The organism is Pedobacter sp. TM02 (assembly GCF_059705275.1).
This window is the reverse complement of record NZ_AP046530.1, coordinates 2,001,424-2,022,377: the sequence shown is the minus strand read 5'-3', so window position 1 is coordinate 2,022,377 and position 20,954 is coordinate 2,001,424. Positions and strand designations below refer to the sequence as shown.

General features: G+C 43.0%; 17 protein-coding genes. 7 read left to right on the top strand and 10 right to left on the bottom strand.

Translation table 11 applies throughout. The annotated features are described in order from the left end of the window. Window positions 1-26: 26 nt before the first annotated feature. Window positions 27-590, bottom strand: a complete 564-nt coding sequence (locus AC6H1S_RS08445) for a YqgE/AlgH family protein (RefSeq protein WP_199141198.1) — start codon at window positions 588-590, stop codon at window positions 27-29. A gap of 115 nt (window positions 591-705) precedes the next feature. Between AC6H1S_RS08445 and pdxH the strand changes: the two genes are divergently transcribed. Further along, window positions 706-1,356, top strand: a complete 651-nt coding sequence (gene pdxH, locus AC6H1S_RS08440; protein WP_199141199.1) for a pyridoxamine 5'-phosphate oxidase — start codon at window positions 706-708, stop codon at window positions 1,354-1,356. Between the two features lie 51 nt (window positions 1,357-1,407). Here the strand turns inward: pdxH and AC6H1S_RS08435 are convergent, their stop codons facing one another. The 4 genes from AC6H1S_RS08435 to AC6H1S_RS08420 form a co-directional block, all read right to left on the bottom strand. Continuing rightward, on the bottom strand, window positions 1,408-2,115 hold the full coding sequence (locus tag AC6H1S_RS08435) for a hypothetical protein (protein ID WP_497565877.1): 708 nt from the start codon (window positions 2,113-2,115) through the stop codon (window positions 1,408-1,410). A gap of 85 nt (window positions 2,116-2,200) precedes the next feature. Next, the gene (locus AC6H1S_RS08430; RefSeq protein WP_497565876.1) at window positions 2,201-2,641 is read right to left on the bottom strand and encodes a hypothetical protein; all 441 of its coding nucleotides are present in this window, start codon (window positions 2,639-2,641) and stop codon (window positions 2,201-2,203) included. A gap of 10 nt (window positions 2,642-2,651) precedes the next feature. Continuing rightward, complete coding sequence (locus AC6H1S_RS08425; RefSeq protein WP_497565875.1) at window positions 2,652-4,106, bottom strand: RagB/SusD family nutrient uptake outer membrane protein; 1,455 nt, start codon at window positions 4,104-4,106, stop codon at window positions 2,652-2,654. Between the two features lie 10 nt (window positions 4,107-4,116). Continuing rightward, a complete protein-coding gene (locus AC6H1S_RS08420) occupies window positions 4,117-7,152 on the bottom strand; it encodes a SusC/RagA family TonB-linked outer membrane protein (protein ID WP_497565874.1) in 3,036 nt (1,011 codons plus the stop codon). A 191-nt stretch (window positions 7,153-7,343) separates the two neighbouring features. Here AC6H1S_RS08420 and AC6H1S_RS08415 point away from each other — a divergent pair, with 191 nt between their 5' ends. Together AC6H1S_RS08415 and ruvB are read left to right on the top strand one after the other, a co-directional pair. After that, window positions 7,344-8,231, top strand: coding sequence for a 3-hydroxyacyl-CoA dehydrogenase family protein (locus AC6H1S_RS08415; protein ID WP_497565873.1), 888 nt, complete (start codon window positions 7,344-7,346; stop codon window positions 8,229-8,231). 128 nt (window positions 8,232-8,359) lie between these two features. Further along, a complete protein-coding gene (gene ruvB, locus AC6H1S_RS08410) occupies window positions 8,360-9,382 on the top strand; it encodes a Holliday junction branch migration DNA helicase RuvB (protein WP_330106777.1) in 1,023 nt (340 codons plus the stop codon). Between the two features lie 59 nt (window positions 9,383-9,441). On the opposite strand, the gene AC6H1S_RS08405 is transcribed toward ruvB, so the two are convergent. Then, window positions 9,442-9,663 (bottom strand): hypothetical protein, encoded by a 222-nt coding sequence (locus AC6H1S_RS08405; RefSeq protein WP_497565872.1) that lies wholly within the window; start codon window positions 9,661-9,663, stop codon window positions 9,442-9,444. 97 nt (window positions 9,664-9,760) lie between these two features. Between AC6H1S_RS08405 and queG the strand changes: the two genes are divergently transcribed. Together queG and AC6H1S_RS08395 are read left to right on the top strand one after the other, a co-directional pair. Continuing rightward, entirely contained in the window at window positions 9,761-10,696 is a 936-nt protein-coding gene (gene queG / locus AC6H1S_RS08400) for a tRNA epoxyqueuosine(34) reductase QueG (RefSeq protein WP_497565871.1), read from the top strand. 5 nt (window positions 10,697-10,701) lie between these two features. Then, a complete protein-coding gene (locus AC6H1S_RS08395) occupies window positions 10,702-11,547 on the top strand; it encodes a hypothetical protein (protein ID WP_497565870.1) in 846 nt (281 codons plus the stop codon). On the opposite strand, the gene AC6H1S_RS08390 is transcribed toward AC6H1S_RS08395, so the two are convergent. From AC6H1S_RS08390 to AC6H1S_RS08375, 4 genes are all read right to left on the bottom strand, one after another. After that, window positions 11,544-13,028, bottom strand: coding sequence for an alpha/beta hydrolase-fold protein (locus AC6H1S_RS08390; RefSeq protein ID WP_497565869.1), 1,485 nt, complete (start codon window positions 13,026-13,028; stop codon window positions 11,544-11,546). The genes AC6H1S_RS08395 and AC6H1S_RS08390 overlap by 4 nt on opposite strands. 66 nt (window positions 13,029-13,094) lie before the next feature. After that, window positions 13,095-13,934, bottom strand: a complete 840-nt coding sequence (locus AC6H1S_RS08385) for a helix-turn-helix domain-containing protein (RefSeq protein ID WP_497565868.1) — start codon at window positions 13,932-13,934, stop codon at window positions 13,095-13,097. A 92-nt stretch (window positions 13,935-14,026) separates the two neighbouring features. Next, window positions 14,027-15,886: a M1 family metallopeptidase gene (locus tag AC6H1S_RS08380; protein ID WP_497565867.1), complete on the bottom strand. Its 1,860-nt coding sequence runs from the start codon at window positions 15,884-15,886 to the stop codon at window positions 14,027-14,029. Window positions 15,887-15,921: 35 nt separating this feature from the next. Further along, window positions 15,922-16,869 (bottom strand): exonuclease domain-containing protein, encoded by a 948-nt coding sequence (locus tag AC6H1S_RS08375; RefSeq protein ID WP_497565866.1) that lies wholly within the window; start codon window positions 16,867-16,869, stop codon window positions 15,922-15,924. A 172-nt stretch (window positions 16,870-17,041) separates the two neighbouring features. On the opposite strand from AC6H1S_RS08375, the gene AC6H1S_RS08370 reads away from it, so the two are divergent. Both AC6H1S_RS08370 and AC6H1S_RS08365 read left to right on the top strand, forming a co-directional pair. Then, window positions 17,042-19,015, top strand: coding sequence for a transglutaminase family protein (locus AC6H1S_RS08370; protein ID WP_497565865.1), 1,974 nt, complete (start codon window positions 17,042-17,044; stop codon window positions 19,013-19,015). A 1-nt stretch (window position 19,016) separates the two neighbouring features. Beyond that, window positions 19,017-20,921: a DUF3858 domain-containing protein gene (locus tag AC6H1S_RS08365; RefSeq protein WP_497565864.1), complete on the top strand. Its 1,905-nt coding sequence runs from the start codon at window positions 19,017-19,019 to the stop codon at window positions 20,919-20,921. Window positions 20,922-20,954 lie beyond the last annotated feature (33 nt).

Genomic DNA, 20,954 nt, shown 5'->3' with positions numbered 1-20,954 from the left:
TAAATAATTAAAACTATAGAATAAATTTAGTTTAAACTTGGATCACTTGGAAAATTGCTGATGTGGGCATATTTAGGCCCGAGGTTGATGATCACTTCGCGCCAAAGTTCTTCTTCATTATGTGCAAAAACCACATCGCGATGGTATTTTTCAGAAACAATCCAGGTATTTTGTTCAATTTCTTCGTCCAACTGCAAAGGCGACCAGCCCGAATACCCCAAAAAGAATTTCACTTCGTGCGGCTGTATGCTGTTGCTGTTGACCAGTATCTTGAGTGTTTCGAAATTCCCTCCCCAATATATGCCTTTCGCAATTTCTTCCCCGCTGGCCATTTTGTCGTAGCACCGGTGTATAAAATGGATGGTATCTACCTCAACAGGTCCACCGATAAATACCGGATAATCGGCCTCCCACAAATCTGGCACCAGGTCTTTTAAAATCAGGTTGCTTGGCTGGTTCAGGATAAAGCCCAGAGTTCCCTCCTCTCCGTGGTCGGCCAGCAATACCACCGAGCGCTTAAAGTTGGGGTCGTTCAAAAAAGGTTCAGAAATCAACAGTTTTCCTGCCGAAGGTGCTGTTTTGCTTAACATTTGGTCAATTTAAGAAACCATTATCATTTTACCAAAATCCTGTAAAAACCATGATCTTCGTCACATATTATCTTCCGATGCAAAAATTGAACAAACTAAAGGCTATTTTTGTGCTATGGAGCTTACAAAAGAAATGTTGCAAAACCTGAGGCAGGATTACCGCACTGCCCAGCTGAATGAGAGCGACGCCAGCAAAAACCCGATCAAGCAATTCGAAAAATGGTTTAGCGATGCCCTGGAGGCACAGCTTTACGAACCCAATGTCATGACTTTGGCTACAGCCGACAAAAACGGCAAACCTAATGCGAGGATTGTACTTTTAAAGGGGTTTGACCACAATGGCTTTAACTTTTATACCAATTACCTGAGCCAAAAAGGCAAAGAGCTGAAGAAAAACCCTTATGCCTGCCTGGTTTTCTTTTGGCCCGAACTGGAGCGTCAGGTGCGTATTGAGGGCAAGGTAGAGAAATTGGATAAGGAAAATTCTGAGCAATATTTTCACTCGCGCCCGCAAGGCAGCCAAATTGGCGCCATTGCCTCGCCCCAAAGCCAGGTGATTGCCAACCGGGAAATACTCGAATCAAAAGTTGAGGAACTAACGGCCATGTACGAAGATAAAACCATACCCAAACCGGCACATTGGGGCGGCTATGTAGTAAAGCCAACGGCCATTGAATTTTGGCAAGGCCGTTCGAGCCGTCTGCACGACAGGCTGAAATATGAACTGATTGATGGCAAGTGGCAACTCAGCCGATTGGCACCCTAAGCGATAAGCACAACAAAAATCCCCCGGAAATTTTCGGGGGATTTTTGTTGATTAGGATTTTGACTTGCTGATTTCGAAATAGTACTCGAATAGCTTGAGTATATCGCTATCTTCTTTGAGATTAAGCTTATTGGTCTTGATGTAAGCCGTAAGCTCGGCATTCTTGTCGCCAATGGCAGCCAGAATTGACTTTTCGTTCTTGCTTACCTGTACCGGCAAATTATCGGCCTTTACTACATAATAAACGTCTCTATCCACTATTTTCTTGGTCGTGGTGGCCGAGTTAAATTCCTTATTTTCCAAAATGGTTTTGAAGGTCTTCTTAATAAACTTAACATTGCCATCAGACAATATTTCATAAAAAGATTTTTCGGTATTTTTTCCTGTTGGTTTAAATCCTAACCTGAACAATTTGTCGTTCGCATTGTCAATTCCTTTAAAGCCCAATTTAAACTCCAATACAGGTTCAGTCAGCTCCAAGGCCTCGCCCTTTGAATTCAGGAACAGCAATTGATCCTGAACCTGATCGTATTTAAGGTCTGCCCCATTGACGATTCTACCGTCTTTAAACCTGATGATGCCTTTTGTCCAGGCATCCATATAATAAGGCGAGCCGGTTACTTCGGTATAGGCCATTGCCCTCAATACTTCGCCTTTAAGGTCGGTAAGGTTTACCTGTTGGGCTTTCAGCGTAGCTGAACCTAGCAGGCCAGAAGCTAACAAAGCGATCCAAAATTTATTGCCGATCAATTTTTTCATGGTTGATATTAAACTTAAAGATATTAAAAAACCCCTAACATAACGTTAAGGGCTTTCATTAATTAACTAAATACCTTTCAATATGCTATTGGGTAATTGTTAAGGTATAGGTTTTATAGTTCTGGCTTACGCCGATTTGGCTATTGCCGGTTAGCGTTAAAACCACTGTTCTTGTGCCAGTTGCGATATTGGCAGGAATTGCAGTGATCACGATATTGGCCGAACTAGAATTTGCCGGAATGGTAACTTTGCCAGCGGTACCGCTAAGCGTGTAATCGGTTCCTTGTACGCCGGTACCTGAAATCGTATAGTTGATTTCTGTGGCCGCGGCTTGCTGATGACCCACCAATTGTACTACTGCGGTAGCGGTGCCTGGCGTGGCAACCGTTCCCTTTTTAACAGAAGCGGTAAGCGGCACAAATTCTACCACATCAGGTCCTTCATAAATGTTGTCCCTGTTTTTCATACAAGACGTGAAAGACACACTGATTAATGCGATGAGCAATATATATATTTTTGTTTTCATAATCTTATTGTTAGTATCCGAAGTTTTGTGTGATTTTAGGGTTATTTTGCACTTCAGTAAGCGGAATTCTGGCCAACAACCTAAAATCTGTTGCAGCGATTGTAGAGTTTGGAGTTGAATTTGCCGGAAGCGTAGTTGTTGATTTATTTACAGCAGATCCTGTTCTCAACAAATCAAACCATCTTTGGCCTTCGTAAGCTAGCTCTACACGTCTTTCCTTCAAAATCGCATCAAGCGTTACCGGGATACTAGCTAAACCAGCTCTCAGTCTGATTTTATCCAAATCTGCTTGTGGCGTAGCACCAATAGCTGTTCCGTTTCTGAAGTTGGCTTCAGCACGGGTCAAGTAGAGCTCGCTTACACGCAACAACTTGATGTTGTCAATCTGGGGGCCTTTGGCAGCAGGGTATTTTTGGTTCCATAAAATAGTTTCAGAACCCTTAACCAATTGTACCAACAAATCTTTTCTCACATCTCCTGTAGCGTAGTCGGCCACCAAGTTGGCTTGAGGAGCGGCATCGCCGTAACCAGCGCCTGCAGTAGTAATTGGATTAGATCTGGTGTAGATAGAGCTCAATCCGTCAGAACCTAAGCTTTCGGTTACTTCAAAGTTCAATTCAAACAATGATTCTGGAGAGCTGGCCGAAGTCCAGATGGTTTTATAAGCATCGGATTTCTGAGTTGGAGTTGCGGCAGCGCCAGCATCAACAAATGTACCCACACCTGCACCCAAGGCCGATGTAGCAAAAGTAGCAGCATCTTGCCAATCGCCGTTAAACAAAGCTACGCGAGCTCTCAATGCATAAGCGGCGGCCAAGTTAGCTCTTTTCGGAGCAGCTGTATTGTCTAGCAAAGTAATGGCCGCATCCAAGTCTTTCTTCACTTGGGTATACACTTCGTCTACTGTATTTCGGCTAGGATAAATAATATCTGTTGGATAGTTCTCAACGAAGCTCAACACAATAGGAACGCCTAAGTTGCGTCCAGAAACGATTTGCTTAGGATTATAGCCGTATGATTTTACCAAATCGAAATAAACCAACGCACGGATAAATAAAGCTTCACCGGTAAGTTGTTTCTTTCTCAATGCAGTTAATCCGTTAGCAAGATCCGCATATTTGATGGCACCGTTAGCACGGTTGATGATGCTATAGCCCAAAGACCACAGGTCGATGGTCGAACCAATGGTATTGTTTGATTCGTTAACAAAGCGGTTTGAGTTAGAGTTTACAATACGCATATTGTCAGACAATACCTCCGGAACCACAAAGAAGTTTCTTCCATAATAGTTCACGCTCTGCAGCGATTCGTAGCAGCTGTTTACCAATCCCTCTACACCCGCCGCCTCTTTTAAGGCTACTTCGGCAGATATCGAGTTTTTCGGCTCTGTTTGTAAGGTTTTTTCACATGAGGTTATAGCAAGAGATGCTACAAGCGCCATTGATATGATATGTATTTTTTTCATTTTAATAAAATTAGAAGCCAACATTAATTCCAAACGTAAAGTTTTTAAACTGTGGATATTGACCAAAGTCGCCACTCGCATTTACAAACTCAGGGTCAACTCCTTGGTATTTGGTAATGGTCCAAAGGTTAATTCCTTGTGCGTACACTTTAACCGAACGCAATTTTACCGCACTTAGCCAAGATTTCGGCAAGTCATACCCTACGCTCACAGATTTTAGCCTGATGTAAGATCCATCTTCGTAAAAACGATCAGAAATCGCATAAGACGAACTATGGTTAATACCACTGATGTTCAATACGGTACCACCAAAAAATGGTTTTGGAATACCAGTAAATTGACCAGGGGTTGTCCAACGTTGTAAATTTGAAGCGTATTGATTTCTGTCAACTGTAGAACCCGATCTTTCGAAGAAAGTTTTATCCTGGTTCAACACCAAGTTGCCATAACTGAATTGGAAGAAAGTACTTAACGAGATGCCTTTATAAGTAAAGGTATTGGTTAAACCACCGGTATATTTAGGATTTAAATCGCCGATATATGTTCTGTCGGTTGAAGCATTCTGCGTATAGGTAATGTTGCCATTGCCATCATACCACATTGCACGGCCATCGGCAGGGTTAACACCAGCTGACCTATAAGTATATACAGAGTTGATTGGACGGCCAACCGCAATGGCAAAGCTACCGCCTAGCAAAGTTTGTCCATCAATCAGGTTTAAAATCTTGTTTCTGTTTAAAGCGATGTTGGCATCGGTTCTCCAAGTAAAATCCTTGGTTTTGATGTTCATGGTCGAAAGCTCAAACTCGAAACCCCTGTTTCTCATTTTACCCACGTTTTGGTTGATCGATCCGAAACCAGAAGTCAAAGGAAGCGGCTGTGCCAACAATAGATTAGAGTTGATTCTGTTATAGTAACCGATTGTTCCACTTACACGGTCTTTAAACAAGCTGAATTCCATCGCTACGTCTAAAGTTGTGGCTTTTTCCCAAGCCAAGTCAACGTTAGCCAAGTTTGAAGGAGCTAAACCTGCAGCCAAAGCTGTACCAGAAATATAGTCGCCAGATTTTGAGTAAAGCGCTCTTGAGTCGAAGTTACCGATAGCCTGGTTACCAGTAGTACCATAACTGGCCCTCAATTTCAAGTCAGAAACAAAGCTTACGCCTTTCATGAAATCTTCTTGAGAAATCCTATAAGATACTGCACCTGCAGGGAACCAACCAAAACGGTTGTTTGCACCGAACCTAGATGAACCATCATACCTTACCGTACCCGATAAATAGTATTTGCTCTCGTAGTTATAATCAGCTTTCAAGAAGTAACCAGCTGTACGGAAAGTGGTATAGGTACCACCAGTTGTAATTGGCGTACTACCTGAAGAAACCTGTGTAAATTGGTATGAAGGGAAACCTTGCGACTCGGCAGTTGTAGTGGTATACACCTCGCTACGGTAGTTGAAACCCAAGATAGCGTTAAGGTTATGTTTGCCACCAAACGAATTGTTGTAATTCAAGGTTTGGTCGGTTTGGAAGTTCACGTTACGTGTATTGGCTGCCAAGGCATCGCCATTGGTCGATCTTCCATCGCCAAATCTTGGATCCCAGAAACGGTTTTCAGCAATATCAATATAATCAACACCCCAGCTGCTTCTGAATACCAAAGCATCGGTAAAGTGATAGCGGCCGGCACCGTTACCTGTAAACTGGTTACTTGTAGCTTTTTGTTGGTTAAATTTCACAAGCTGAACTACGTTATAACCATCATAGGCACCTGGCAAAATAGTATTGTAGCTTCCATCAGGATTATAAATCGGGTTGTTTGGCGATTGCAACTGCGCAGTTCTGCTAACATTGGCAAAGGCGCCAGCACTTGAAGTCGTGTTTTGGCTAATGGTACTCAAGTTCAGGCTGGTAGAAAAATCTATTTTCTTAGAAGCTTCGTGGTCTAAGTTAACCCTGACGTTTCCACGAGAGAAATCTGTACCAATTACCTGGCCTTTTTGGCTGTTATAGCCACCACCAACATAGAATCTGGTTTTCTCATTACCGCCTCTAGCCGTTACTTCATAATTTTGTGTTAAGCCTTTTTGAGATACGGCACCAACCCAATCATAAGTCGGTACATTGTCAATCGATCCAAACGGCGTAACATAAGTATTATAAAAGTTAGTGTATTGCGTAGAAGTTGCGCCATAACGGTTAGCATAAGCTTCTAACGAAAGTTGGATCCATTGCGGACTGGTCAATAATTTAGGCTTGCTGATCAAATCGTTATATCCCACATAAGTGTTGAAGCCAAATTGCGTTTTTCCAGCCTTACCTCTTTTAGTGGTGATGATTACTACGCCAGAAGCACCAGAAGCCCCATAAATGGCCGCAGAAGAGGCGTCTTTCAATACGGTTAACGATTCAATATCGTCAGGATTTAATGCACTTAAAGCGTTGGCACTGGTGGTAGCTCTTGTTAAATCGCCAGCGTTTACCTGAACACCATCAATTACATACAATGGGCTGTTACCAGCGTTGATAGAACCGATACCCCTGATCCTCACGTTGATGGCTGCTCCAGGAATACCACTTGACGAACTTACCTGAACACCAGCAAGTCTGCCTTGCATAGCTCTGTCCACACTTTGTACAGGCATATTTTCGATGTCTTTGCCCGAAATGGTACTGGTTGAACCAGTGATGTCTTTTTTGGCTTGTCTTAAACCAAAGCCCGTTACCACAACTTCTTCCAAATTAGTATTCGATGCTAATTTAACATTGATTACCGCTCTTGTTCCGATAGTTTCGGTAATGGTACCCATACCCACAAACGAGAATTCGATGGTTTTGGCTGTTGCCGGAGCCACAATCGAATAGGTACCGTCTGAGTTGGTTTGGGTTGCAATGGCTGTACCTGTAATCCTTACAGAAGCCGATGGAATTGGCAGACCGTCGTCTGCTCCAGTAACTTTTCCTGTAATTGTTCTGCTTCCTTGAGCGAGCACGGTGCCTATGGTGAGTAGGCTGAGAACAATTAAACTTAGTAGAGTTCTTTTCATTTAAGTTAATTTAGGTTAAATAATATGTTAATTATAACGAAAATACGAAAATGTAACATTTATGCAACATTTGGTATTTTTTTTATTTTTTTTAGTTATCAACTTAATAGGTGAAAATCACCTATTTTAGCTAAACTTGTCATTAATTTGGGTCTTTTAGCCTCATTTTTAAGCTTTAATCAAATATGTACATGAAAAATATCGCAGTAATCGGTTCAGGAACAATGGGTAATGGAATTGCCCACACATTTGCGCAGTTTGGCTACCAAGTAAACCTCATCGACATCAATATCGATGCCTTGGGAAGAGCAATAGCCACAATTACCAAAAATTTAGAGCGACAAGTTGCAAAAGGGGCTATTACCGAAGAGCTCAAAGCACAAACGCTGTCAAATATCACTACCCATACCAATTTGCAAGGCGGCGTGGAAGATGTTGACCTGATTGTAGAAGCGGCCACCGAGAACATTGAGCTTAAACTTAAAATATTTAAGGATCTGGATCAATTTGCCAAACCAGAGGCTATATTGGCCAGTAACACCTCTTCTATTTCCATTACCCAGATTGCCGCCGTAACCAACCGTGGCGATAAGGTAATTGGTATGCACTTTATGAACCCGGTACCCGTTATGAAGCTGGTTGAAGTGATCAGAGGCTACGCTACGAGCAACGAAACCACCCAATCGGTGATGGAGCTTTCGCAAAAACTAGACAAGATGCCCGTAGAGGTAAATGATTATCCAGGCTTTGTAGCCAACAGGATTTTAATGCCGATGATTAACGAGGCCATCTATACCTTATATGAAGGCGTAGCTGGCGTACAAGAAATAGACACCGTGATGAAACTGGGCATGGCCCATCCCATGGGCCCGTTACAGCTGGCTGATTTTATCGGACTTGATGTATGCCTGGCCATCCTTAATGTATTGCACCAGGGCTTTGGCAATCCGAAATACGCACCCTGTCCGTTGCTTGTAAATATGGTAACCGCCGGAAAAAAGGGCATCAAGTCTGGAGAAGGTTTTTACGACTACAGCAATGGTCCTAAAGAGGCCAAAGTAGCTTCAAAATTTGCTTAAAACGAACAATTAGATTTCATTATCCTTAACCGTTTAACTAATAAATAGATTATTTTCTAAGATTGTTAGTGCTAAATAATAACCGTATTTTTGGGCATCATTCCGATGCCCATTCTTATATTTAAGCAATGAACGAAAATCTTGATCCATCAGCCGATAACTTAAGTCCTACAGAACGCGATATCGAAAAAGTATTGCGCCCGCAGGAATTCCACGATTTTACCGGACAGGAAAAGATATTGGAAAACCTCAGGATTTTTGTGAAGGCCGCCAAGTTGCGGGGCGAAGCTTTAGACCATGTATTGTTGCATGGACCACCGGGATTGGGAAAAACTACCTTATCGTATATCATCGCCAATGAAATGGGGGTCAACATTAAAGTCACCTCCGGGCCGGTTTTAGACAAACCAGGCGATTTGGCTGGCCTGCTCACCAATCTGGAAACCGGCGACATTCTTTTTATCGACGAAATTCACCGCCTAAGCCCTTTGGTAGAAGAATACCTTTATTCGGCCATGGAAGATTTCAAAATTGATATTATGCTTGAAAGCGGACCCAATGCCCGTTCGGTACAGATTGGCCTCAATCCTTTTACCTTGGTAGGCGCCACTACGCGTTCGGGCTTGCTTACCGCACCTCTGCGGGCAAGATTTGGCATCAACTCCCGGCTTACTTATTACGACGCAAAAGTACTGACAACCATTGTATTGCGTTCATCAGAAATACTTAAAACCCCTATTACCGACGAGGGCGCTTATGAAATTGCCCGCCGAAGCAGAGGTACGCCACGTATTGCCAATGCCCTGTTGCGCCGCACCAGGGATTTTGCCCAGATTAAAGGCAATGGCAGCATCGATACCGAAATTGCCCGTTATGCTTTAACCGCTTTAAATGTAGACGAGCATGGCCTAGACGAAATGGACAATAAAATACTATTGGCCATTATCGATAAGTTTAAGGGCGGACCGGTAGGGTTAAAAACCATTGCTACAGCAGTTGGCGAAGACGATGGCACCATTGAAGAAGTTTACGAACCATTCCTCATCCAAGAGGGTTATCTCATGCGCACTACCCGTGGACGTGAAGTAACCGAAGCGGCCTATAAACACCTGAACCGGATAAAGCTGGGACAAACAGGAAAGCTGTTTTAACCCAGAGATAAGCATAGAGCATCGATCGGCTTTAAGACCTGTTCAGCTGCAACTATCCTTTATTTGGTTACATTATTCCTAAAAAAAACAAACCAAATGACCAGCAAGATGAGCACCACAATGGGGATGATCCATTTCATAGCTTGCCCAGCGCCCTTATTATCGGGTTCGTTTACCGTTGGTGCAGGTCCTGGATTTTGTTTATGCGCCTCATAATTGGTTTCTACAGGAGGAGCGGGTTTATTTGGATCTTCGATATGGTTGGGCGTACTATTTTCCATGGCATTGAGAATTTAATGAATTAGCCTTATCTTATTAACCTACTAACAACCGAAAGCTTTAAAAGGTTTTTAGGCCAAAAGCCTATCTTTGCAACTCATGTTCAACAAAGCCGCCAAATACAGCCAATTGATCAAGGCCGAAGCACTTAGGCTGGGCTTTATGGCTTGTGGCATTTCAAAAGCCGATTTTTTGGAAGAAGAGGCACCAAGGCTGGAAGCATGGCTCAGCAACAATCGACAAGGGGAAATGGCCTATATGGAAAACCATTTCGACAAGCGTCTCGACCCCCGTTTATTGGTTGAAGGGGCTAAATCGGTAGTTTCATTGACGCTCAATTACTTTACGCCGGCCAAACAGTTAGACAGCGAGGCTCCGAAAATATCCAAATATGCCTACGGCACCGATTACCATGCCGTCATCAAAGAAAAACTGAAAGAACTTTTGGCCTTTATTAACGATGAAATTGGAGAAGTGGGTGGCCGTTGCTTTGTAGATTCTGCCCCGGTAATGGATAAGGCCTGGGCGCAGAAAGCCGGATTGGGCTGGCGGGGCAAAAATACTAACCTCATCAGCAAAGACGCTGGTTCTTTTTTCTTTCTGGCCGAATTGATTATTGATCTGGAACTGGAATACGACTTGCCTTTTGCAGCCGACCATTGCGGTTCTTGCACCCGTTGCATCGATGCCTGCCCTACCGATGCCATTGTAGCCCCTTATACTGTTGACGGCAGCAAATGTATTTCTTACCTGACCATCGAACTCAAAAACGAAATTCCTGCCGAATTTAAAGGCAAAATGGAAAATTGGATGTTCGGTTGCGATATCTGTCAGGATGTATGTCCGTGGAACCGCTTTGCCACCCCGCACCATGAACCTGCCTTTGAACCGGCCCAAGAACTGCTTCAACTGAAAAAAAGCGAGCTTGTAGACCTAACCGATGAAGTATTTAAACAGGTTTTTAAAGGCTCGGCGGTTAAAAGGACCAAATTTAGCGGCCTGAAACGCAACATTGATTTTTTAAAGCCAATCTAAACCAAATGAAAAATATAACCTGCTTACTGACGAGTATATTGCTCGCTATTGTGGTACAAGCCCAGGAATTAAAATTAAAGCCGAGAAGAACCAACGCAATTGGAGGAACAGCGTTTGCAAACTGCATTTCCGACAGCACCTTAAGCTTAGCAGCTCGCGAAGAAATCATCTTCAGGGAAATCAAAAGCGGTAACGTGCCCAACTTCTTCAGAAAGTTCCAAAAAATCGTATCAAAAGCCAGCATAAATAACAAGGATTATGAACTGGTGTTTTTTGTGCTGTCCGACTACCTGGCTATAGGCAACGACAACGATTATTTTTATATGCCGATGACCCCCATTTTGGCCCAAAAAGTAGCCAATCTGTTGCATTGTAGCTTACCGACACGAAAAATAACAAACCTGATCGATCAAAACGCAACCATCAAGTTAACACCACAGCCTATTCCACCCAGCAAGGCCATGACCACATTGCCTGTATTTATTGCCCATAACGAATTGATAAAACAACAAATGCAACCTTACGCAATCCAGCACACCAATGGCGCACTTACGGTGGGCAACAAGAAGGACATTGTAATCAGCAATAAAATTTACGGCGAAACAACGCCACGGGTCGTTATTTATGGCTGGCATCAGCCTGATGGGAAACCCATTCAACCTTTGTACAACAAGCACACCAATACCTGGGCCGACTACAGCCATGGTGTTCGGCTGGTGCAAAATAAAATGTGGCTTAACGGCAAAAAGACCAAGCTGGCTAAAATCCTAGCCGATCCTTTGTTAAGCCAACTGCTAAGCGACGAAGGTGCTATTGAAAAGCCGTACTATCCGATTTTCAACAAATATTAATCTTTAAGCCATTTCTCAAGCAGCGCTAGGGCATCCGTATTCTTCGGCTCCTCTTTTAATACCAGCTGTACGTAGTAAATGCTTTTATTTTTGTCTTTCAATATGGCATAGGCTTTGGCTAGGAGCAGATTTATCCTACGGTAAGGCACATTAATAATATCAACCATGTTTTTTCGGTCGTTAGCAAAGCTGAGCAGGTAATTCAAGCCTTGTTCAACATTGATATTGTTTTCTACGGCAAACTTCCCCAAATCGTATTTAAAGCTTACATCGCGGATATAGGGATCTTTTAACGCCTTTTCTAGCAATTCCCAACCCTGAGCCGGTTTATCTTTGTTGAAATTTAAAGCCATATCGCGGTAACAGGTTACTAATGCCTGATGTCCGCTTTTGATATGGATTTCAGCAGAGTTGATTTTATCAAGGGCCTTTTGGTAATAGGTATAAGCAAGCTGGGCAAGTCCGTTGATGTTTAGCATATAGCCAAAATTACGATAGTCTATTCCCTTGCATCTTTCGTTTTCAAAATGTTTGATCACGGCAAGTAAACTGCTGGTATCTTTCTGTTGGGTAGCTGCCATCAATAAACCATTATAATTTTTAAAAGCTGGCTCTAAGCTTATCCCGTAATAGTTTTTCAACCGTGCTTCGGCTTGTTGCAGCTGCTGATAAACCGTTAATTTATCGTCTCCATCCCATATTTCCTGATATGGTTTATACAAAAATTCCAAGGCATTAGGCAAAGCATAGGCAAACAAGGTATTGTGGTCTGCATTAGCAAAATGACGGTATTTAAATTTAAAACTTATCGTATCCAGTCTTTTGGCCTTCTGCGCTATTTCTTCGGCATAAGCTATCCGCCGCGCCATGTCATCTTCGCCGCTAGCCACATAATATATACGTTTGTTTTTGCTATAAAAACGTTGGTTGCCCTCGCTGATTTCGAAACCAGGCTGGCCCTCGCCTATTTTTTCGGGCGCTATTAAAATGTAGGCATTAAAGAGCGTAGGGTCATTCAAAAATAAATAATTGGCATAACTCGCTGCATAAGATTGGCCGATATAACTGGTATAAGCCGATGCGCCATACTTTTTTCTGATTGCCGGAAAAATCTCTTCCCTCAAGCCCAAAACCAGATTCTTGCCCGCTTCAGTTAGCGCCCCGGTTTCATAATTATAGCCAATCTGGTCCATATTTACCATGATATTCACGACAATGGTGTTGGGTATCTTTTGCAGGTGATTGGCGTAATAGTTTACGGTTGCCGCCAATACCTGGTCGTTGGCCGCTCCATAATTATACATCACCATCAGCGGGTATTTTTGTTGTGCATTCCAATTATCAGGTAGCCATACTTTATAGGCAATACTATCTTTTAAACGGGCAACATACCGAATTTCCTTGTGCGCTTGCTGTGCATAAACATGACCAAAAAAAACTATAAACAAACCAAGTGTTGCGAATTTCCTCCAATTTTCCATATCATTTAAATGGTTCAAAAGTAGAGAACCGATGCGTTCGGAAATTGTACAATTGGGACATTTTACCTAGCCCATCAACTTCCAGAATATATCTTCGGAACCAATAATTTTTCCATCCTTAAAAAACTGGGAAGGCGTAAGTCCAGTTAATTGCTTGCAAGCTTTAATAAAGTGCGACTGGTCTGTATAATGCGCCTGATGCGATAGCGAGGTATAACTTTGTTGGCCTTCTTTTCGGAGCTTATAGTCCATAAGCTGTCTAAAACGTACAATGGAGCGATATTTTTGTGGGCTTGTTCCCAAATATTGTTTAAACAAACGATTCAACTGTTTTCGGCTGATGCCTAATTTCCTTTCGGCTATTTCATCAATAAGCAGATCATTATCTGGCAGATGAAAATGCTGCAATGCCTCGCTTACATAATCGTTCTCAACGAGGCTAAAATTGGCCAGCAACAAGCGGTCTAACTGGTCGGTGAGTTGTTCGGATGTTTGTTGTTCGAACAGCGACCCTACTTCGTGCAGCTTAAACAGCTGAAAATCTGGCGAGATTAACTTATTTGCCAAATCAATGCCTCTGGTAAACTGATTAATACCCAAAGGCTCGAAAACAATGGCTATTTTGTGAATGGGGCCTTTTTGGCTTACCTTTAAGGGTACTTCTCTTAATGGCGTAAATATCTGTAAAGGTGGCGCCTGTTCGTGATACTCGACAACAGAATGCTGGGGATGGTTGCCATCAAGCGTGGCTAAGTGGCATTTGTAAAGCGAAACCGTAGTATTGTAATGCGGATAGCAGATATATTCGTTAAAATACGATTCTTTGTCAGCGATATCCAGGTAATAATAACTTACATATTTCCTTAATAGTCCACGCTTAGGTTTAAAGGTTTTAAAAATCCTCATCAACTCATAAGACGTTAGAATTCAAATAATGTTGCATCAAAAAGAGGGCACAATGAATTGATCACTCGCCCTCTTTCAGGCCTAAGGCCTAGTTATTTCACTTCAAAAGTATTATCGCTTTTGTTTTTGTCGGGTACGTGGCTGCTGCCCAATACCACTTTGCTTACTTGCTTGCCGGTTTTAAGCGAGCTGATAAAAGTTGGTTGGCCACTTTCCCAAACGCCAATGGTATGGTGTACTTTTTCGGTACTGCCATCGGTGTAGTTAATGGTCAAATCGATTGGCAAAGGCTTCATGCTTTTGTTTTCGATTTCAATGGCATAGCCTCCGTCTGTTTTGTTCACTGCTTTAATGGCCATATCGGTTACGCCTTCCTCAAAAAACCACCGTTTCCAAAACCAATCCATGTTTTTGCCAGCACCTGTGTTCATACTGTAAAAAAAGTCGTAAGGCATAGGATGCTTGCCATTCCATTGTGCAATATAGTGATGCAGGGCCTTGGTAAACAGGTCGTCGCCAAGATAATCCTTGATAAACAAATAGCCCAAACCAGGCTTAGGGTAAGAATTGGTAAAAGAGCCATTGCCTTTCAGCTCGGTAGTTAAAGTCATGATCGGGGTATCGTCTTTGGTACCAGAACTAAAGCCTGTTGGGGCAATGCCATATTCGTCAACAATGCTCGGGTCTATCATGGGCGAAATGAGCCACTCGCCGATGGTGGCCCAACCTTCATCCATCCAACCATATTTGGTTTCGTTAATGCCAATGTAAAAAGGAAACATGGTATGGAAAATTTCATGGTCGGTCAAGGTAATGGCATCTACCCTATTGTCAACCGGATTATCGTTCACCATCATCGGGTATTCCATTTGGTCGAGGCCATCAAAAACAGTTTCGTGACTGTAAGGAAACGGCCATTTCGGAAAAACATAGCTCATGGCATGCACCGTTTTGCGGGCGAAATCAATTACTTCATAGTAATCTTTATGCTTCGAATTAAATACCGCATCAACGCGGGTACGACGTCCGGTTTTTGGATCAACAACCAAGCTAGACGACTTCCATAAATAGTGATTGCTGGTGGCAAAGGCAAAATCGACTACGTTTTTAGCCTCAAACTTAAAAGTGTTGAAGGCATTTGGGGCCGTAACCTTGTTTTGAGCAAGGGTGATGCTGTCAATTACATCAATTACCTCATCGCTTTTGTTGGCCAATTGGTATTTTTTATAAACTTCCTTGCTAAATACCTCGTTGCCGTTCAGCAAATCGCCGGTAGCCCAAACGCCATAATTTTGGGGCACGGTAATGGCTGCCTTAAAATTGCAGAAATCATTATAAAACTCTTCAGCACCGCTGTAAGGGGTTTTGTTCCAGCCGTCTATGTCATCGTAAACGGCAATGCGCGGAAAAGAATAGGCTATAAAATGCGCTCCATCATCAACCTGGCCAGTACGCATGTGCGAGCCTTTGTTCAGGATGTAATGGTAATCGATCTTAAACTTCATGGTTTTTCCCGGAGCCAAAGCAGGCACCGCAGTATGCATATTGGTCCCCTCGACGATAAGGCTGGTTAGCTCCTTAGGTTCGTTGTTCAGCAATACCCGACTAATCTGTACGCCATCGCCCAAATCGCGCTCGTTGATTTTGGCTTTTCGAGGTGCTCCTTTTTGATAAAGATTGGGATATAGCTTAAACCAGATTTCCTGCAGCACATCGGGGCTATTATTGGTATAATTGATTTCAATCGTTCCTTTTACCTCGCGGGTGCTGGGATTAAAATCGATCTTCAAATCATAATCAGCTGTATTTTGCCAGTATTTTTTGCCCGGAGCCCCACTTTTGTCGCGGGTACCCTTTTGATAGGCTTGTTCAAATACTTGGGCAATAGGCAATTGGGCCTGTGTGAACAGAAACCCGAAGACCAGCAAAAAGGTGAGTTTTATCGATTTCATCTTGACTATTTAAAAGCTAAAGCATTAAGAATGGTTTATTTGCCAAACTTCATTTTAAGCTGTTCCAGCATATCGTTGGTAACCGGGGCAGCGGGTTTGTTTTCTTTTGGAGGCCTAGGCGCCTGATTTTGGGGCTTTGGGGCTTGGTTTTGCTGCCTGGCCTGTTTCTGTTCTTCTTTCTTTTTGCTCCACCTGTTCCAGATTTCGTCGAGCTTTTTCTTGGTATACAAAGGAAAGTCGCCCTGTTTCATCCAGGCATAATAGCTAGGCTCTACATCAAAAACCTGTTCAACGGTTTTGCCCTTGTGCTTGCCAAAATTAATGGTCTCTTCGCCATTTTCGTTGTAAATCATTCTTCCGGCAAAATCAACAGGCTTGTTGATATTGGTGAAAAGGTGCAAGGCTTCTACATTGTTCTGTACCGGCTTCGATTTATGGCCTTGCTTATCTTCAAACTCCTGGTCTTTGTATTTATCCAGTTGCGCCAACAGCACTTCGTAGGTAGCTTTGATGTCGGCTTCGGCAGAATGCGCATTGATAATATCCTTATTGCAATAAAATTTGTAGGCGGCCTTTAGCGTACGCTGTTCCATCTGGTGGAAAATGTTTTGTACGTCGACAAACTTCCTGTTGCTCATGTCAAAATCGACCCCAACTCTCAAAAACTCTTCAACCAGCATCGGAATATCGAACTTGTTCGAATTATAGCCCGCCAAATCGGCATCGCCAATAAATTCGGCTATTTCTTTGGCCAACTGGTCAAAAGTCGGTTCGTTCTGAATGTCTTCGTCGTAAATACCGTGTATAAGCGACGAGGCCAAAGGAATAGGCATGCCCGGATGAACACGTTTGGTCAGTATTTGTTCGCTTCCGTCTGGCATGGCCTTTAAAATGGCAATTTCTACAATTCTATCGGCGCCAACATTAACTCCAGTAGCTTCAAGGTCGAAAAAGGCCAATGGACGTTTTAGGTTTAATTTCATTTAATAAATGGTCTTGAGTTTTGAGATATGGAAAGTGGGATTAGTGTTTCTATTTTCAAAAATGCTAAAAAGGTTTGTTAGTTCTGTTAATTCTGCAAAATTTTAGTTGTAATTTATTTCTTAATCTAAACGACTAGATTTAAATTGCCGGATAATTGCAACCTAACGCCTTATGAAGAAAATCCTTATCGGAATTACCCTTTGTTTTTTATCCCTCCACTCCTTTTCACAGAATTTTGAATTTGGTTCAGTTACCCATGCCGATTTCGATTTTGACAGAAACACCATCGACAGCAATGCCAATGCGGTTGTACTGAAAGAATATGGAACTACCTCTTTTTATTTGGATGATGCCACCGGCAGGCTGGTGCTGATTTTCGACTACCACACCCGGATTAAAATCAACAACAAAGAAGGCTTTAAACAGGCCAATATCGTGATCCCCATCCATAAAAACGACAGGGACGAAGAACTGATCCTCGACCTCAACGCCTCTACCTTTAACCGTAGCCAAAACGGTTTTGTACAAAGCCAGATGGATAAAAAAGCCATGTTTACCGAAAACAGAAGCAAGTACATTTCACTGGTTAAGTTTACCCTGCCCAACATCAAGGAAGGTTCGATTATAGAATATAGCTACCGCTTGCAAACGCCTTTCCTGTTCAATTACAGGACATGGGAATTTCAATCGGATATTCCAAAGGTATACAGCGAATACGCCGCTTTTATACCCGGCAACTACAACTACAACGTTTCGCTGAGGGGATTTTACAAACTGAGCGACCAGAAATCGGAAATCAGCAAAGAATGCCTCCGTTTGAGCGGTACACCGGTAGATTGTTCTAAAATGACCTATATCATGAAGAATATACCCGCCTTTGTGGAAGAAGATTACATGACCGCACCCAGCAATTTCAGGTCGGCCATTTATTTTGAACTTGCAGACGTGATTGCCATGAGCGGCGCCAAGCAGAGCTTAACCAAAACCTGGCGCGATGTAGACTACGAACTGACCAACGACAAGAATTTCGGCTCGCAGATGAAGCGCAAGGATGTTTTTAAAGACCTCATCCCAACCCTAACCAAAGATGCTCCAGACGAGCTGAGCAAGGCACAAGCCATTTACAATTACATCAAAAAGCAGATCAAGTGGAACAACTACTATGGCAAATACAGCGAAGGCAATATCAAAGCGGTGCTCGAAAACCGGTCGGGAAATGTGGCCGACATCAACTTCAGCCTGATTGCTGCCCTTAGTGCGGCCAATCTGGATGCCGAAGCGGTCATTCTCTCTACCCGTGAAAACGGAACGGTAAACAAACTGTTTCCGGTAATTTCCGATTTTAACTATGTAGTGGCGAAGGTAAATATAAACGGTACAAGCTACCTTTTGGATGCTTCAGAACCCTTGTTGCCTTTCGGCTTATTGCCTTTGCGGTGCATTAACGATCAAGGCAGGGTAATCAACCTTAAAAAACCATCTTATTGGATAGACCTCAAGGCCTCGCAAAAAAGCGTATCCAATTATGTGCTGATCGGCAAGTTGGAAGCCGATGGCAAAATCAAGGGTACCATTACCACCACCTCCTATGGCTACGATGCCTTTAACAAACGTAAGGAAATCAAGCGCTACAATTCTATTGACGAGTATGTAGAAAAACTCGACGAATCGATGCCTAAGCTCAGCATCGGCAAACATCAGGTTTTAGCGGTAGATAGCGTAGAAAAACCTTTGGTAGAAATTTACGAGGTAGAATTTGCCGCGCACAACGGTACCAGCAACAACCAGCTGTACATCAACCCTTTCTTCATCAACAAGATTTCAAAAAACCCTTTCAACCTTAACGAAAGGACCTATCCGGTAGACCTTGGTTCGGCCTCTGATCAAAAAATAAGTGTAATGATCAGCTTGCCGGGCAAATACGAAATGCTGGAAAAACCCAAAGATATAGCCATTGCGCTGCCGGCAAGTGGCGGACGTTATATTATACAGAGCGATATGGTTGACGACAAGCTGACAGTTAACCAGATCCTTCAATTTAATAAGGCCATTTACAGTCCCGATGAATACCTTTACCTGAAGGAGTTTTACAGCAAGATCATCCAAAACCAAAAAACCGACGTACTTTTAAAAAAGGCCGATTAAAATGAAGCTGCTATCTTTTACCCTGCTGCTGGCACTTGTGGCGCCATGTGTTTTTGCGCAAGACAATTACGACGCCGACCTTATCCCTTCGAACCTCCGGAGCAGGGCAAACGCAATCGTCAGGAATTCGGTAGTTACAGTTGATATGCGTGCTACCGACAATGTGAGCTATACCGTAAGCAAAGCGATTACCGTACTGAACAAAAACGGCGAAAACAGTGCCAGGCTGGTTTTGTTCTACGATAAAAACACCAGTATCAAGAGCATCAAAGGCGAGGTTTACAACGAAGTTGGCAAGCTCAGCTCCAAGTTTTCGCAAAGCGATTTCAGGGACGAAAGCGCCATCAGCGATTTTTCGCTGTTTGAAGACAGCCGTGTAAAGCACTACTTGCCCTTGATGAATAGCTATCCCTATACCATTGTTTACAATTACGAAATCCGCTACAAGCAAAACCTCATCATTCCTGATTGGGTACCACAAACGGCCAATGATGTAGCTGTTGAAAAAAGCAGCTATGTTTTAATCAGCAAGGTTGGCGACGAGTTTAGGGTGAAAAGCCAGAATATTGGCATGCAACCGGAAGAACAGCTTGTTAAAGACCAAAAAACCACCACTTGGAAGGTAAGCAACCTGCTGGCTTCAAAACCAGAGCCCTACAGCCCCTTTCGCGAGACTTACCAAACAGTGGTAAAGATTGCCCCAAAAAACTTCAGCTACTACAACGTTAAAGGAGATTATACGAATTGGCAGGAATTGGGCAAATGGCAATACGACAACCTGTTAAAAGGCAGAAACATATTGCCCGAAGCTACCGTGCAAATGATAAAGGAATTGGTGAAGGGCGAAACCAACGACAAGGATAAAGCCAAAAAAATATACCAGTACCTGCAAAACAAAACACGCTATATTAGTGTACAGATAGGTATTGGTGGTTTTCAACCTACCAAAGCGGCCGATGTTGACCGTCTAGGCTACGGCGATTGCAAGGCCTTGGTCAATTATATGCAGAGCCTGTTGAATGTGGCCGGCATCGAATCTTACTATTGCGTAGTTGAGGCCGGAACGGAGAAAAAAAGCCTCGACCCCGGCTTTGCCAGCATGAATCAAGGCAACCATATCATTTTGTGTATGCCTCTAAAGGGCGATACTACTTGGCTGGAATGTACTTCGCAAAAAATCCCTTTCGGTTACCTGGGCGATTTTACAGACGACAGGTATGTGCTGGCCTGTACGCCCGAGGGAGGCAAACTACTCCGTACGCCAAAACTTAGTGCCAGCCAAAACCTGCAAGTCAGAGTGGCACAATTAACGCTAAGCAAGGATGGAAATGTAACCGGCCATGTCAAAACCGTTTTCTCCGGTGCGCAATACGAGAATCACGAGGCCATGGTAGGCAAACCCTTAAGCGAGCAACAAAAACTTTTAAAAGAAGTATACGATATCGACAACATCGATTTTAACCAGATCAGCTACCTGCAAAACAAACAGCTCAAGCCCGAAGCTACCGAAGACATAGACATCAGCATCAGAAATTATGCTGCGCTGAATAACGACAAGATCTTTCTCAAACCCAATGCCTTCAACGTTAAGAGCAACGTCAGCGAATCGAAGAACCGTACCCTGCCTCTGTACCTCAACCGTGGCTATACCGATATAGACACCATCAGCTATCAACTGCCAGAGCATGTAATTCCGCTCATTGCACCTGACGAAAAAGAATTCAAGTCTGCCTTTGGCTCCTATTCCTCAAAAACCAAAATAGAAGGAAATAAATTAATCTATACCAGAAAATTTGTATTGAACGAAGGTACTTTTGCACCGGCACTTTACGCCGACTTTGCCAAATTTATTGCCGATGTAAATACCAGCGACCACCTTAAGCTTTACTTGAACTTCAAAAAGTAAGCCGGTGCATTTTCCTTAGGCTTTAGCCAGTGT

Excerpts from the sequence above, each read along its gene's own strand:
- AC6H1S_RS08445 (WP_199141198.1), bottom strand. The coding sequence starts at position 590 with ATGTTAAGCAAAACAGCACCTTCGGCAGGAAAACTGTTGATTTCTGAA.
- pdxH (WP_199141199.1), top strand. The coding sequence starts at position 706 with ATGGAGCTTACAAAAGAAATGTTGCAAAACCTGAGGCAGGATTACCGC.
- AC6H1S_RS08435 (WP_497565877.1), bottom strand. The coding sequence starts at position 2,115 with ATGAAAAAATTGATCGGCAATAAATTTTGGATCGCTTTGTTAGCTTCT.
- AC6H1S_RS08430 (WP_497565876.1), bottom strand. The coding sequence starts at position 2,641 with ATGAAAACAAAAATATATATATTGCTCATCGCATTAATCAGTGTGTCT.
- AC6H1S_RS08425 (WP_497565875.1), bottom strand. The coding sequence starts at position 4,106 with ATGAAAAAAATACATATCATATCAATGGCGCTTGTAGCATCTCTTGCT.
- AC6H1S_RS08420 (WP_497565874.1), bottom strand. The coding sequence starts at position 7,152 with ATGAAAAGAACTCTACTAAGTTTAATTGTTCTCAGCCTACTCACCATA.
- AC6H1S_RS08415 (WP_497565873.1), top strand. The coding sequence starts at position 7,344 with ATGAAAAATATCGCAGTAATCGGTTCAGGAACAATGGGTAATGGAATT.
- ruvB (WP_330106777.1), top strand. The coding sequence starts at position 8,360 with ATGAACGAAAATCTTGATCCATCAGCCGATAACTTAAGTCCTACAGAA.
- AC6H1S_RS08405 (WP_497565872.1), bottom strand. The coding sequence starts at position 9,663 with ATGGAAAATAGTACGCCCAACCATATCGAAGATCCAAATAAACCCGCT.
- queG (WP_497565871.1), top strand. The coding sequence starts at position 9,761 with ATGTTCAACAAAGCCGCCAAATACAGCCAATTGATCAAGGCCGAAGCA.
- AC6H1S_RS08395 (WP_497565870.1), top strand. The coding sequence starts at position 10,702 with ATGAAAAATATAACCTGCTTACTGACGAGTATATTGCTCGCTATTGTG.
- AC6H1S_RS08390 (WP_497565869.1), bottom strand. The coding sequence starts at position 13,028 with ATGGAAAATTGGAGGAAATTCGCAACACTTGGTTTGTTTATAGTTTTT.
- AC6H1S_RS08385 (WP_497565868.1), bottom strand. The coding sequence starts at position 13,934 with ATGAGGATTTTTAAAACCTTTAAACCTAAGCGTGGACTATTAAGGAAA.
- AC6H1S_RS08380 (WP_497565867.1), bottom strand. The coding sequence starts at position 15,886 with ATGAAATCGATAAAACTCACCTTTTTGCTGGTCTTCGGGTTTCTGTTC.
- AC6H1S_RS08375 (WP_497565866.1), bottom strand. The coding sequence starts at position 16,869 with ATGAAATTAAACCTAAAACGTCCATTGGCCTTTTTCGACCTTGAAGCT.
- AC6H1S_RS08370 (WP_497565865.1), top strand. The coding sequence starts at position 17,042 with ATGAAGAAAATCCTTATCGGAATTACCCTTTGTTTTTTATCCCTCCAC.
- AC6H1S_RS08365 (WP_497565864.1), top strand. The coding sequence starts at position 19,017 with ATGAAGCTGCTATCTTTTACCCTGCTGCTGGCACTTGTGGCGCCATGT.